The sequence below is a fragment of the Streptosporangium sandarakinum genome (assembly GCF_050942225.1).
Lineage (GTDB): Bacteria > Actinomycetota > Actinomycetes > Streptosporangiales > Streptosporangiaceae > Streptosporangium > Streptosporangium nondiastaticum.
In genome coordinates this window covers 3,393,327-3,406,816 of record NZ_CP192034.1, presented here as the reverse complement: position 1 = coordinate 3,406,816, position 13,490 = coordinate 3,393,327, and the positions used below count along the sequence as shown (strand labels likewise).

Genomic DNA, 13,490 nt, shown 5'->3' with positions numbered 1-13,490 from the left:
GTCCGGTCACCGGGCACGCCCCCGGCCCGGTGCGGGGCCGTCCGCCCCGGGGCCGCCCGTGTCGGGGCCGTCCCACCGGGCAGACCTGCCGGTGCGGGGCGGTGACCGACGGGAGAGGCCGATGATGTTCGTGGGGACCTCCGGCTGGCAGTACGCCGACTGGCGCGGTGAGCTGTACCCTCCGGGGCTGCCCCAGCGGCTCTGGCTGGAGCGCTACGGCGAGTGCTTCGCCACCGTCGAGAACAACAACTGCTTCTACCGGCTCCCGGCCCGCGAGACGTTCGAGGACTGGGCGGCGCGCACCCCCGCCGGATTCGTCATGGCCATCAAGGCGAGCCGCTTCCTCACCCACGTCAAACGGCTCAAGGACCCCGAGGAGCCGGTCGGGCGCATGCTGGCGGCGGCCGGCGGCCTGGGCGACAGGCTCGGCCCCGTCCTGCTGCAGCTCCCGCCCACGCTGCGGGCCGACCCCGGGCGGCTCGACGCGTGCCTGCGGGCCTTCCCCGGCGGGGTGCGCGTCGCCGTCGAGCCGCGCCACCCGTCCTGGTGGGCCGAGCCCGTCCGCGAGGTGCTGTCGGCGCACGGCGCGGCGCTGTGCTGGGCCGACCGGCTGGGCCGTCCCGTCTCCCCGCTGTGGCGCACCGCCGACTGGGGGTACCTGCGCTTCCACGAGGGACGCGCCCTCCCCCGGCCGTCCTACGGCGACGCCGCGCTCCGCTCCTGGCTGCGCCGCCTGGACCGGGAGTGGGGCCGCGACCACGACGTCTACGTGTACTTCAACAACGACTCCGGAGGGGCCGCCGTACGGAACGCGATACGTTACGCCGCGCTCGCGCGGGCCGAGGGCCGGCCGGTGAGCCGCACCCCCGGCGCCGTCCGCGACATCCCGGCCGGGGCGCGGGGCGACGCCACCGGATACGGTGGGGGCGTATATGACGGCATCGGAGACGGGAGAGACCATGACCATGGCCGCGGGTGACGGCATCGACGTCGAGAAGGTCCGCCTGGACACGCCGGGCTGCGCGTCCGTCGCGCACCTCAACAACGCGGGGGCGGCGCTGCCACCGGCCCCGGTGCTCGACGCGGTGACCGAGCACCTGCGACTGGAGGCCCGCACCGGCGGTTACGAGGCCAATGACCTGGCCCGGGAGCTGACCGAGGGGTTCTATGACGCGGTGGCCGGGCTGGTCGGCGCCCACCGCGACGAGATCGCCTACGTGGAGAACGCCACCCGCGCCTGGGACATGGCGTTCTACGCGGTCCCGTTCGCCGCCGGCGACCGGATCCTCACCACCACCAGCGAGTACGCCAGCAACGCCATCGCCTTCCACCAGGTGGCGAAGGCGCGCGGGGTGAGCGTGGAGGTGCTGCCCGATGACGGGGACGGGCAGCTGTCCCTCGACGCGCTCGCCGCGGAACTGTCCCGGGGCCGGGTGCGGCTCGTCGCGATCAACCACGTTCCGACCCACAACGGCCTGGTCAACCCGGCCGCCGAGGTGGGCCGCCTGTGCCGGGAGGCGGGCGTGCTGTTCCTGCTGGACGCCTGCCAGTCGGTGGGCCAGCTCGCCGTGGACGTCGGGGAGATCGGCTGCGACATGCTGTCGACGACCGGCCGCAAGTTCCTGCGCGGCCCGCGCGGGACCGGGTTCCTGTACGTGCGGCGCGACCTCCTCCGGGAGCTGGAGCCGCCCTTCCTCGACCTGCACTCGGCCGTCTGGACCGCCCCGGACCGCTACGAGATCCGCGACGACGCCCGCCGGTTCGAGACGTGGGAACGCTACGTCGCGGGCCAGATCGGGCTGGGCGTCGCCGCCGGATACGCCGCCGCCCTGGGCGTGCGGGCCATCGAGGAGCGGGTGACCGGCCTGGCCGCCCGCCTGCGCGAGGAGCTCGCGGCGACGCCCGGTGTGACGGTGCTGGACCGCGGCGCCCGCCGCTGCGGCATCGTCACCTTCACCGTCGCGGGCCGCGAGTCCGCCGAGATGAAGGGCGTCCTGCGGGAGCGCGGGATCAACGTCAGCGTCACCGACCAGGCCCACCAGCGTCTCGACCCGAACGCCGTCCCCGCCGCGGTGCGTGCCTCGGCGCACTACTACAACACCGACGAGGAACTGGGCCTCCTGGTCTCCGCCGTCCGGGAGCTCGCACCGCGACGTTGAGCACCCTCCGTGTCGGAGACGTCACAGCGGGGATAACCGGGAGGAGTCCGCCGATCCCGGCGCCGTGACGTTCCAGGGGGAGATATGGCTGCTCGAAGTGCCGGACCCGCCGCCGTGACGATGGCGGCGCTGCTGACGGCGACCCTGCTCGGCGGGTGCGGCGGCGACCGGCGGCCGGCCGCCCCGCCTCCCGAGGTCCCGGTGGTCGCCACCTCGCCTGCGGCGGCCCCTCCGCCGCACGCGGGCCCCGACCTCGCTTACGAAGGGGAGTGCCCCACGGGGGCCAACGCCAGGCCGCTCGCCAAGACGCGCTTCGCGCTGCACGCGGGCCTCGCGCTGGGGGCGTTCCACCGCTACATCTACCGGCCGCTGCGCAGCGGCGGGTTCAAGGCCGGCGCGGAGAAGCGCAAGCGCACCTTCGCGAAGGCGGCGGTGGCGGGCCTGTTCACCATCCACGAGCTGAAGGTGGCCCGCGGTTTCGCGCTCGCCAACCCGAGCCTGTGCCGGAGCGTCAAGGCGGTGAGCGACCGCTTCGACGCGCTGACCGCCAAGCTGCGCAACGGCACGGCCACCGAGGCCGACGTGACCTCGGGCAGGCAGGCGTTCAGCCAGCTCCAGCAGGGCGCCGCGCAGAACGGTTACGACTTCAAGGAGAAGAACGTCACCGTACCCGGCGCGAGCTGACCGGCCCGGCGCTCCCGCGGCATCGCGGGAACGCCGTACGGGTACGGCCGGGCCGCGCGAGTTGCGGCCCGGCGGGGTTGCGGGCCCCGATCGGGGGAAACGGTTCCGCCGAGGGCGCGAGCGCCCGATCCCCCCTACCCCCGCGGGAGCTGACACGATGCCGAGCCGACGACCGGCCAGGGGACGCCGGACCGGGACGAGGAAGGGCCGGCGCGGCGGAAGGCTTGAGTGGACCGACCTGTTCCTGTGGGGCGTGGCCGCCGTGCTCGCCTACGCCGCGCTGCGCAGCGCGCTGCCGTTCGCCCGGTCGCACCTGCCGTGGTTCGTGGCGTCGGCCGTCGCCGTGCTCGCCGCGGCGGCGGCCGTGCCGATCGTCCGGGCCCGGACGGTCGCCGCGCGGCAGCGCCGGTGGTTCGAGGCCAACCTGGAGCTGGAACGGGTCGACCGGCTGACCGGCCCGGAGTTCGAGACGCTCACCGCCGGGCTGCTGCGTCGGGACGGTTTCCGCCAGATCCGGGAGCTGGGCGGCTCCGGCGACCGGGGCGTGGACCTCACCGCCGTCGGCCCGGACGGCCGGCGCTACGCCTTCCAGTGCAAGCGCTACGCCGGCAGCGTCGGCGCCCCGGAGGTCCGCAACTTCCTGGGCGCCCTGGCCCACGCGTTCGCCGGGCACACCGGCGTGCTGGTCACCTCCGGGCGGCTGACCCGCCAGGCCCTCGCCGAGGCCGGGGAGGCGGGCCTGATCCTCGTCGAGCGCGACCGGCTGGCCGGCTGGCTGCGGGGTGAGCCCCTCCCCGCGAGCCCCTCCGGTCCGGCTGATCCACGCCACCGCGGCGGCCCGGGGGCCGTCCCCCGGCCGCGTGGAGCGTCCCTCGCGACGAATTCCGGGGCGCGACGTCCGGGCGGCCCCCGCCCGCCCGGAGCGTCCGGAGCACGGGGGCGCCCGGTCAGGAGCGCAGCTCGGGGAAGTCCTCGTCGCGCCACTCCGCGGGCCGCCCGCCCCCGGGCACGGCCTCCTCCTCCAGGCCGCGCAGCTCGACCCGGCGGATCTTGCCCGACACCGTCTTCGGCAGCTCGGCGAACTCCAGGCGGCGCACCCGCTGGTACGGCGGCAGCCTCTCGCGGGCGTGGCGCAGGATGGCCAGCGCGGTCCCGCGGTCCGGCTCCCACCCGGCCGCCAGGGCGACGTACGCCTTCGGCACCGCCAGCCGCAGCTCGTCCGGCGCGGGCACCACGGCCGCCTCCGCCACCGCGGGGTGCTCGACGAGCACGCTCTCCAGCTCGAACGGGGAGATCTTGTAGTCGGAGGACTTGAACACGTCGTCGGTGCGGCCGACGTAGAAGACGTAGCCGTCGGCGTCGCGGGTGGCGACGTCACCCGTGTGGTAGTGGCCGCCGGCGGTCGCCCGGGCGTGGCGCTCGTCGTCGCCGCGGTAGCCGGTCATCAGTGAGACGGGCCGGCGGCCGAGGTCGATGCAGATCTCCCCCTCGTCGCCGGGCCGCCCGGTGACCGGGTCGATCAGCACCACCGGCACGCCGGGCAGGGGCAGCCCCATCGAGCCCGGTTTGACCGGCATGCCGGGGATGTTGCCGACCGACAGGGTGGTCTCGGTCTGGCCGAAGCCGTCGCGCAGGGTCAGCCCCCAGTGGCGGCGGACCTGCTCGATCACCTCGGGGTTGAGCGGCTCGCCCGCCGAGACGACCTCCCGCAGCCGGCCGGGACCGCCGGACAAATCAGCCTTTATCAGCATCCGCCATACCGTGGGCGGGGCGCAGAACGTCGTCACCCCCGCATCGCGGATCCGCTCCAGCAGCGCCCGCGGGTCGAACCGCCGGTAGTCGCAGACGAAGATCGTGGCCTCGGCGATCCAGGGCGCGAAGAAACAGCTCCAGGCGTGTTTGGCCCAGCCCGGCGAGCTGATGTTGAGGTGCACGTCGCCGGGGCGCAGGCCGATCCAGTAGGCCGTCGTCAGGTGGCCCACCGGGTAGGAGACCTGGCTGTGCTCGACCAGCTTGGGCCTGCTGGTGGTGCCGGAGGTGAAGTACAGCAGCAGCGGGTCGTCCGGCGCGGTGCCCGGGTGCGGCGCGGGCGGCGCCGGGGCGACGTGGGCCTCGGAGTAGTCCGCCCAGCCCGCCGGGGCGCCGCCCACGCAGATCCTCGTGTAGTCGCCGCCCACCCCGTCGAACTTGGCGGCGTCGGCGGCGTTGGCGACGACGTGCCGCACGCCGCCCCGCTCCACGCGGTCGGGCAGGTCGGCCGGGCCGAGGGCGGTGGTGGCCGGGAGGATCACCGCTCCGAGCTTCATCACCGCCAGCATCGACTCCCACAGCTCCACCTGGTTGCCGAGCATCAGCATGACCCGGTCGCCCCGGGAGACGCCGTGGGCCGCCAGGAACGCCGCGACCGCGTCGGAGCGGCGGGCCATCTCGTCGAACGTGACGCGGGTCTCCGAGCCGTCCTCCCGGCTCACCCACAGGGCCGTGCGGTCGTTGCCCCTGGCGATCGCGTCGAACCAGTCCACGGCCCAGTTGAAGGGGCCCTCGAAGCGGGGCCAGGCGAACCGCGCGACCGCCCCGGCGTGGTCGCCGCCCGCGCCCAGCAGTCCGTCGCGGGCCCTGCGGTAGATCTCGGTGTTGCCGGTGGCGCCCATGGCGGCGGCTCCTCTCGACGGTCGCCCATCGGTGATCACCACACGGTACGCCCGCGCCGCCGCCTCCGGCAGCCCTCCACCGGCCGCCGTCCGGCGGCGGCGCGGGCGTACGACCCCGGAAAAAGACCGATTCCATATATTCCGCAGGGCCGAAAAAGGATTTCCGGCGGACTTCCCGATAACCTTCCGTATTCCAATTCCGGTGCGTTATAGAAGTAAGTACCCCCGGCGACATATGGAGTGATGAATTCGTGACGGGACGGCCGCTTCAGCTGGACGGCCTTTCCTGGGAGCACGGAGGAAGGCCCCGCGCCCTGAACCCGGGTCTCCTGTCGGTCGCGGCGGGGCGGGTCGGGGTCGTGCTGGCGGAGGACGCCGGTGACGCGAACGCCTTCGCCGACGTGCTGCTGGGCCGGGCGTGGCCGGTCCGGGGCCGGATACTGAGCGGGAGGGAGGAGGTCACCTCGTTGCCCTCGCGGGAACGCGGAGTCGCGCTGGTGCCGGCCGGGGGCGGGCTGCTGCCCCACCTGACGATCGAGCAGAACATCGTTTTCGGGCTGCGCGGCCGCGACGGAAAAGGACACCGGTACGGAAAGGACTTCCTGCGGGGACAGGTGCGTTTCATCACCGACCGGCTCGACCTGGACGTGCCGCTCGACCGCCGGCCGTACGACCTGTCCGCGGACCAGAGGCTCTGGGTGGCGTTCGCCCGCGCGATGTGCCACTGGCGGAGGCCGAACGCGGTGCTGGTGGAGGACCGCGCCGGCCACCCGCCCTGCCATTCGGTGGTGGGCAGGAGCCTGGCCGCCTTCCCTCACCTGCCGGTCCTGGTGGTCGGCGACGAGGGCGACCGGATCGAGACGCTGGGCGCCCCCTCGGCCCGCTGGGAGGTCGTCGATGCGGATGGACCGTAGGCGGGCCCTGGCCGCGCTGTCCGGGCTGGCCGCGGCCGGGCTGACCGGCTGTTCCGCCGAGCGGCCCCTGCGGGTCGCGGTGGTGTGGAGCGGCTGGGAGCTGGCCCGCTTCCGCCGGGTCCTGGAGGACGAGCCGGTGACGGTCTACTCGGCGGGCAACGACATCGCGGCGCTGCTGCGGAAACCGGTGGCCCCGGCCGCGACCCCCGACGTGGCGATCGTGCCGCAGCCCGGCCTGATCGGCGACCCGGAGATCTGCGCCCGGCTGCAGCCGCTCGCCTCGCAGGACCCGCCGTTCTGGCGGGACCTGGTGCGCTGCGCGGACGACGGGCGGGTCAGGGGCGTCTGGTTCAAGGTCGCGCACAAGTCGCTCGTGTGGTACCGGCCGGAAGCCGTGGCGTCGCCGCCCGCCGCGTGGGAGGCGTGGCTGGAGCTGTGCCGGTCCCGCGCGGCCTCGGGCCGCCCGCCGCTCTCCGTGCCGGCGGCCGACGGGTGGGCGCTCACCGACTGGTTCGAGAACGTCCTCCTCGGGCTCGCCCCCGACCTGTACGGCAGGCTGCACCTGCTGGACCCGGCGGACTGGGGGGACGAGCGGGTGGCGCAGGCGTTCATCCGGCTGGCGGAGCTGTGGGCCGTCCCCGGCCTGGTCCCCGGCGGGGGGCGGCGGGCGCTGGTCACCCAGTTCCACGACGCGATCCTCGACGTCTTCCGGTACGGCCGCGCCGACATGGTGGCCGGCCCCGACTTCGCCTGGCCGGTCATCGACCGCTACCGCTCGCCGGGCCGGGAGGCCCGCTGGTTCCGTTTCCCCTGGCCCGCGGGCGGGGAACGGCCGCCCGTGCTGGCCGGCGGGGACGCCGTGGTGGCGCTGGCCTCCTCCGGGGAGCGGGGCAGGCGGTTCGTGGCGCGGCTCACCGGCGGGGAGATGCGCGGGCCGCTGGCCGCCTGGGCCGGCGCCGGGGGTTCCTGTCCCTCGGCGGGGGCCTGCGCGACGACGACTACCCCGTGCCGGTGCGGTCGCTGGCGCGCCAGCTCCGTGAGCTCGCGGAGCCCGTGGGGCCCGGCGCCCGCGCGTCCGGCCGCTCGATCGCGTTCGACCTGTCCGACCGGCTCGGCGGCGCCCTGGCCGGCGGGGACGGCCAGGGGCTCTGGCGCGTCCTGACCGACCTGTTCGCCGCGGTCGCCGTCGGTGGCCGGGACCATGAGGAGGCCGGGCGGACCGCGCACGCCGCGGCGGTGGAGGCGGCGGCCTGGCGGGGTGGCGGGTGATGGGCCGCGACGACGCCTTCCTCTTCGAGGCGGCCCCGTACCACGACACGCGCACGCCGGTGAAGTCGGCCGGCCGCGGCCGGTGGGAGGCGTGGCGGCGGCTGCTGCCCGCCGCCGGGCTGGCGGCCGCCGGCCTGCTCGTCCCGCTGGCCGCGACCGTGGTGACGAGCCTCGCCGGGGACGGCGGCCCGGCGGCCTACCGGGACGTCGTGAACGACGAGCAGGTCCGGACGGCCCTGCTGCACAACGCCGTCTGGCTGGTGCTCGCGCCGGTGGTCTGCGCGCTCGGGCTGGGTCTCGCCTGGCTCGCCCGGGGCGTGGGGCCGCGCTCGCGGAGGCTGCTGCTGGCCGCGCTGACGCTGCCCGCGGTGACGTCCCCGCTGACCGCGGGCGTGACCTTCCGGATCATCTTCGCGCCCGATCCCGGCCTGGGCACGGTGAACGCCCTGCTGCCCGAGCCGGTGCTCTTCACCGGTCCCGGCTGGATCTGGCTGGTGCTGGGCCTGGCGTTCGTATGGCAGTGGACGGGGCTGGCGTTCCTGGTCTTCCAGGTGGGCCTGGCCAACCTTCCCGAGGACCTGCTGCGGGTGACCGGGGCGTTCGGCGCGGGGCCGCTGCGGCGCCTGCGCGCGGTGGTGGCGCCCGCGCTGTTCCCCACGGCGGCGGTGGCGCTGCTGATCGTCCTCACCGCCGCGGCCCGGGTGTTCGACCTGGTCCTGGTGGGGGCGCCGGGTTCGGTGCAGCCGGAGGTGGACGTCGCCGGGCTGCTGTGGTGGCGTCGCCGTACCGTCCTCGGGGACGGGCGGGCGGCGGCGCTGGCGGTCCTGCTGACCGTGACGGCCGTCGCGGTGGCGCTGGCCGTACTGTGGCGGCTGCGCCAGGACTGGCCCCAGGCCGAGCGCCCGCGACGGCCGCGGTCGCCGGCCGCGGCGGGACGCGCCCGGTGGTGGCCGCGGGCGGTGGCCGGGGCGGTCACCGCGATCTGGGCGTTCCCCTTCGCGGTCCTGCTGCTCACCTCGTTCCGGTCCCCGGACGCCGCGGCCACCTCCGGGTGGTGGACCGGCGGCTACGGGCCCGGCTCGTACGGCGAGGCGCTCGACGGCGGCTTCTTCGCGGACGCGCTGTGGGCCACGGCGCAGCGCGGGCTGCTGACCGCGTTCCTCGTCGTGCTGCCGGCGGTGCCGGCCGCCTACGCCCTGACGCACGAGGCCCTCCCCGCCGTGCGCGGCGGGCCGTCACCGCGGCGGCGGTCGTGCTGGCCGTACTGCCGCCGCAGGTGCTGGCCGCGCCGCTGGGCAGGGCGCTGGGCGGGTCGCTGGGCAGCACGCTCGTCCTCGGCCTCGTGCACGCCGCGCTGCTGCTGCCCCTGGGGGTGCTGCTGCTGCGCAACGCGTTCATGTCGGTGCCGCGACCGGCGGCGCTGGACGGCTTCGCCGACGGGCGCTCGGCGATGACGCGGGTGGTGCGGGACGGCGCTCCCGCGGTGGCGACGGTGGCGGTGCTGTCGTTCGTGCTGGTGTGGAACGACGTGGTGGTCAGCCTGCTGCTCAACTGGCCGGCCGCCGACCAGGCGCCGCTGACCATGTTGCAGGCGTCACGATATTTCACGACCTCGGCCGGGGAGCTCGCGGCGCAGGGGACGCTGATGACGGCCGTACCCGCGGTGCTGCTGCTGGTGGCCGGCAGGTGGCTGGTGCGGGGGCTGACGCAGGGGATCCGCCGATGAGGCCCCGCGGGGCGCGGCGGCCCCGGGACAGGGAACCGGCGGACAGGCTGGTGGAGTTCCTCGGGTGGTTCGGGGGGGCCACCATGGTCGAGATCTTCTTCAACAACTTCCTGGACGTGGTCCCGCAGTGGGGCGCGCTCGGCGGGGGGATGCTGCTGTACGGCGTGGTGTCCGGCGTGCGGCGGCTGCGCCGGCGCGAGCTCCCCCCGCCCCCGAAGCAGCCCCGGGGCCTGCCCGCGCCCGTCGAGCCGCTGTTCGGGCGGGACGCGGAGATCGCCGAGGTGACCGGCCGGGCGGAGGAGCACCGCATGGTCGTGGTGCGGGGAATGGCCGGGTCCGGCACCAGCGCCCTGGCCGTCGCCGCCGGATGGGCGCTGGTGCCGGACCCCGAGCGGCAGCACTACGTGGACCTGCGGGGGCAGAACCGGGGCCGGCCGGAGAGCGCGCGGAGCGTGGCCGAACGCGTGCTGCGCGCGCTCGGCCGCCCGCTGGAGGCGGCGACGAGCCTGGAGGCGGCGGCGCAGGAGGTGTCCACCGCCCTCCGGGCCCCCGGCCACCTGCTGCTTCTGGACAACGTCTCCCGGTGGAGCCAGGTCGGCTGGCTGCCGCGGGACGCGCCGGAGAGCACGATGATCACCGCGGGCACCCTCGACGCGGACGTGAACGACCCGGTCCCAGGGGACGTGGCGGTCGTCCGGGCCGGCCCCCTGGCCCCCGCCGACGTCGTGGCGCTGCTGCGCTCGCTGGTCCCCGCCGAGCGGATCGACGCCGACCCGGCGGCGACGGAGGAGCTGGCGGCCCGGTTCCTGCGCATGCCCGGGGTCGCGGTCGGGACCGGCCGCTGGCTCGCCGAGAACCCGAAGGTCCCGATCGCGACGCTGGTGACCGACCTGGCGAAGCAGGGGGCCCACGACCTCGCCCTGCGGTGGCTGTTCGGCCTCCAGGTGGAGCGGCTGAGCCGGGCGGCGCGGCGGCTGCTGGCACTGTTGGCGCACGCCCCGGTCGCCGAGCTCGGCATCGACGAGATCGTCGCCCTCACCGGCCGGCCGGAACGCGACGCCGGGCACGTCATGGAGGAGCTGTGCCGGCACGGCCTGGCGGAGAAGGTGCGCGAGTCGCGGTTCCGGGTGACGGACGCCGCCCGCCCCGCCGTACGGACGCCGGACGGCCGGGGTGCGAAGGCGTGGCGGCGCCTGGCCGAGCACCTCGCCGACCGGGCCGACTTCTTCGCCGGACGGCTGCCGGAGGAGGACGCCCGCGGCTGGTTCGCCCTGGAGGACAGGACGCTGCTGCAGATGCTGCGGGAGTACCGGCCGGAACGGGGCGGGGGCGGCCCCCTGTGGCGGATCGCCGATGCCCTGGAGGTGTGGTTCGCCTTCGAGCAGCGCGTCGAGGAGAGGCAGGAGACCGCCCTGGCCCTGGCGAAGGCGGCGTCGGCCCTGGGGAACCAGGCGGTCCGGGCGAACGCCGAGCTGCGGCTGTGCCTGATCGCCCTGACGCGTGGCGATCCCGGCGCCGCCGGGCGGCGTCTCGGCCGGGCCGAACGGCTGCTGACCGACCCGGAGTCCTGGCCCGCCCAGCTGCACCTGGCGCACGCGCTGACGCTGCTGGCCAAGGGCGACGAGTACGCCACGGTGGAGTCGTCACTGGTGCGGTACGGCCAGGCCCTCCCCGGCGGGGACGCCACCGGCCAGGCCGTCCTGTGGCTCGACATGGCCGTCCTGCACGTGCGCTGGGGGCAGATCTGCGACTTCCAGGGGCGCAAGGAGGAGGCCCGGTACCTGTACGAGGGGGCGGGCGACCTGCTCATCCGGGCCCTCGGCGGCGCCGCGTCCGCGGGTGACGCGCGCGTCGAGGCGCACGTCCGGGAGATCCTGGCGCTCGTCCACTGGTACCGGGGCCAGGAGGACGAGGCCCTGGAGGGCTGGGCGAGGGCCGCCGAGCTGCACGAGCGGTCCGGCGACGGGCGCGGCCGGCTCCGCTGCCAGGTGCACCGGGCGGCGGCGCTCCCCGAGAGGCGGTGCGAGGAGGCCGCCGGACTGCTGCGCTCGGCGCTGCGGCGGCTGCCGCCGGCCGGGGTCACCACCGCTCTGGCGAACCTGCACCTCGCCCGGCTCGACCCCGCGGGAGCGCCCGAGCGGCGCGGGGCGGGGCTGGCGGCGCTGGCGCCGTGGGACGGGATCTCCGAGCCGCTCCAGGTGACCGAGCTCCGTCGGCGGCTGGAGCGCCTGCCGTCCGACTCCTGAGGGGGCGCGGTCGGAGCGCCCCCGCGGTCGGAGCGCCCTGAGGAGACCTCGGCCGGACACTCCCCGCCGTGGTCGGAGCGTCCTGGGATCGCGGCCGGAGCGCCCCGCCGCGGTCAGAGCGCCCTGAGGAACCGGGCGGCGATGGGTGCGGCCACCGCGCCGCCGCCACCGCCGTGCCGGACGAACACCGCGAAGGCCACCGAGTCGCGGTAGCCGACGAACCAGGCGTGCGACGCCCCGTCGCCCACCTCGGCGGTGCCCGTCTTGCCGGCGGTGCCGGGGGCAGGCCGGCCCGCGCGGCGGTGCCCTCGGTGACCACGGCCGCCATCATCGTGCGCAGCGCGGCGGCCACGCCGTCGTCGAGCGGGACGGCGGCCGGCAGGTCGGGGGCCGGCCGGTCCGTCATGACGGCGGGCCGCCACACGCCGCTCGCCGCGGCGGCGGCGACCTCCGCCATGCACAGCGGGCTGGCCAGCACCGAGTTCTGGCCGATGGCGTCGGTGGTGAGCTCGTCCCGGGTCTCACCCCGGCCGATCCGGCACGTGCTCAGGCCGGGCTTGACCCGGAAGCCGAACCGGTCGGCGGCCTCGGCGGCCAGCCGTCCGCCGCCCAGCCGCTCGTAGGTCTGCTGGGCGAACGTCGTGTTGCACGAGAACGCGAAGGCCGCGGTGAGGGTCACCGTGCCGTGGTCGGCGCCGCCGTCGTTGCTGAAGCTCTTGCCGTTGGGGACGGTGTAGGCCGCCGGGCACGGCAGCGGCGTGTCCGGGGTGAGGCCGGCGCGCAGCAGCGCGGCGGCGGTGACGATCTTGAAGGTCGAGCCGGGCGGGTAGAGGCCGGTGAACGCGGCCTGCCCTTCGTCCAGGGTGTCGGCCACCGCGAGCACCTGGCGGCTCCGGACGTCGAGGGCCACGATCGCGGCGGGCCCGCCGACGCCGTCCAGGGCGCGGGCCGCGGCGGCCTGCACCGGCCGGGAGATCGTGCTGCGCCTGCCGTCCAGCGGGGGCACCGGGGCGGCCAGCAGCTCGCGGCCCGAGGGCCGCTCCACCAGGGCGGGCACCGTCACCGTGCCCTCCAGCCCGGAGACGTAGCGGTCGGCCCTGCTGTGCCTGGGGAACGGCTCGCCCTCCCGGGTGAGGGTGGCGGGCCGGCGGAACGCGGTCTCGGTGCGCTGGACGGAGCCGCCGTCTCTGAACGACGGGTGCATCGTCTCGGGGGTCCACAGCACCTTCCAGGTGTCGTCCCGCCGCGCCAGGTGAAGCACCGAGGCGAACTCCCAGGGGTCGTCGAAGCCCTCCATCCGCCGGACCCCGTGGAAGGCGAACTCGGCCGCCGCCGCGTCCTCGCGCAACGTCTCACCGAGGGTGAGGGACAGCGAGGAGACCTGCAGGTCGCGGTCGAAGTCCAGGTGCCGCCCGGCGAAGTCGGCCGGCGGGTCGGCGACCAGGGCCGCCATCGCGGTCAGGTTCCCGTCCTGCCACGCCTCGACGTACCGCGCCGCCGCCGCCTCGGGGGTCGCCGGGGTGGGGGTGGGGGTGGGGGTGGGGGTGGGGGACACGAGTGGCCCGGTGGGCGCCTGGCCGGGCGGCTCCTCGTCGGTGAGGGTGATCTCCCTCGTCGGGCCCGGCGTCCGCCCCGGGGAGGCTCGCCCGGCGTCCGGCGCGGTCAGCAGGCCGTACACGCTGACGACGACGATCGCCACCGCCGTGCCGATCAGTGCCAGGAGCCGTTTCCTGCGCATGCCTCACCCCCTGGGGTTTCCAGGGGTGTATATCACCGGTGATCTCCCCGGGTCACCCGAACGCGTATGAAACGGGCGTTCACCCCTCGATCCGGCCCGGCGC

10 protein-coding genes and 1 pseudogene are annotated in these 13,490 nt (G+C 75.8%); 8 read left to right on the top strand and 3 right to left on the bottom strand.

Annotated features, from left to right (window positions below):
• Positions 1-121 precede the first annotated feature (121 nt).
• The 3 genes from ACQP10_RS15550 (at position 122) to ACQP10_RS15540 (ending at position 2,843) form a co-directional block, all read left to right on the top strand.
• Positions 122-979, top strand: a complete 858-nt coding sequence (locus tag ACQP10_RS15550) for a DUF72 domain-containing protein (protein WP_346023358.1) — start codon at positions 122-124, stop codon at positions 977-979.
• Positions 960-2,159 carry an aminotransferase class V-fold PLP-dependent enzyme gene (locus ACQP10_RS15545; RefSeq protein WP_346023357.1) on the top strand — a complete coding sequence of 400 codons (1,200 nt, stop codon included), beginning with the start codon at positions 960-962 and terminating at the stop codon, positions 2,157-2,159. The genes ACQP10_RS15550 and ACQP10_RS15545 overlap by 20 nt, the downstream gene beginning before the upstream one ends.
• Positions 2,160-2,243: 84 nt before the next feature.
• Positions 2,244-2,843, top strand: coding sequence for a hypothetical protein (locus tag ACQP10_RS15540; RefSeq protein WP_346023356.1), 600 nt, complete (start codon positions 2,244-2,246; stop codon positions 2,841-2,843).
• Positions 2,844-3,113: 270 nt separating this feature from the next.
• Here the strand turns inward: ACQP10_RS15540 and ACQP10_RS15535 are convergent, their stop codons facing one another.
• Positions 3,114-3,320: a hypothetical protein gene (locus tag ACQP10_RS15535; protein ID WP_433541609.1), complete on the bottom strand. Its 207-nt coding sequence runs from the start codon at positions 3,318-3,320 to the stop codon at positions 3,114-3,116.
• Here ACQP10_RS15535 and ACQP10_RS15530 point away from each other — a divergent pair.
• Positions 3,268-3,564: pseudogene (locus ACQP10_RS15530) on the top strand (restriction endonuclease); the annotation flags it as partial. The gene ACQP10_RS15535 and the pseudogene ACQP10_RS15530 overlap by 53 nt on opposite strands.
• Before the next feature lie 226 nt (positions 3,565-3,790).
• On the opposite strand, the gene ACQP10_RS15525 reads toward ACQP10_RS15530, so the two are convergent.
• Complete coding sequence (locus ACQP10_RS15525; protein ID WP_433541608.1) at positions 3,791-5,494, bottom strand: AMP-binding protein; 1,704 nt, start codon at positions 5,492-5,494, stop codon at positions 3,791-3,793.
• A gap of 251 nt (positions 5,495-5,745) precedes the next feature.
• Between ACQP10_RS15525 and ACQP10_RS15520 the strand changes: the two genes are divergently transcribed.
• The 4 genes from ACQP10_RS15520 to ACQP10_RS15505 all read left to right on the top strand — a co-directional run bounded on the left by ACQP10_RS15520 (position 5,746) and on the right by ACQP10_RS15505 (position 9,403).
• The gene (locus ACQP10_RS15520; protein ID WP_433541607.1) at positions 5,746-6,408 is read left to right on the top strand and encodes a hypothetical protein; all 663 of its coding nucleotides are present in this window, start codon (positions 5,746-5,748) and stop codon (positions 6,406-6,408) included.
• Positions 6,392-7,570, top strand: coding sequence for a hypothetical protein (locus ACQP10_RS15515; RefSeq protein WP_433541606.1), 1,179 nt, complete (start codon positions 6,392-6,394; stop codon positions 7,568-7,570). Before ACQP10_RS15520 ends, ACQP10_RS15515 begins: the two co-directional genes overlap by 17 nt.
• 106 nt (positions 7,571-7,676) lie before the next feature.
• On the top strand, positions 7,677-9,131 hold the full coding sequence (locus ACQP10_RS15510; RefSeq protein ID WP_433541605.1) for an ABC transporter permease subunit: 1,455 nt from the start codon (positions 7,677-7,679) through the stop codon (positions 9,129-9,131).
• A complete protein-coding gene (locus ACQP10_RS15505; RefSeq protein WP_433541604.1) occupies positions 9,020-9,403 on the top strand; it encodes a hypothetical protein in 384 nt (127 codons plus the stop codon). Before ACQP10_RS15510 ends, ACQP10_RS15505 begins: the two co-directional genes overlap by 112 nt.
• A 2,079-nt stretch (positions 9,404-11,482) precedes the next feature.
• Here the strand turns inward: ACQP10_RS15505 and ACQP10_RS15500 are convergent.
• On the bottom strand, positions 11,483-13,387 hold the full coding sequence (locus tag ACQP10_RS15500) for a penicillin-binding transpeptidase domain-containing protein (protein WP_433541603.1): 1,905 nt from the start codon (positions 13,385-13,387) through the stop codon (positions 11,483-11,485).
• Positions 13,388-13,490: the final 103 nt, after the last annotated feature.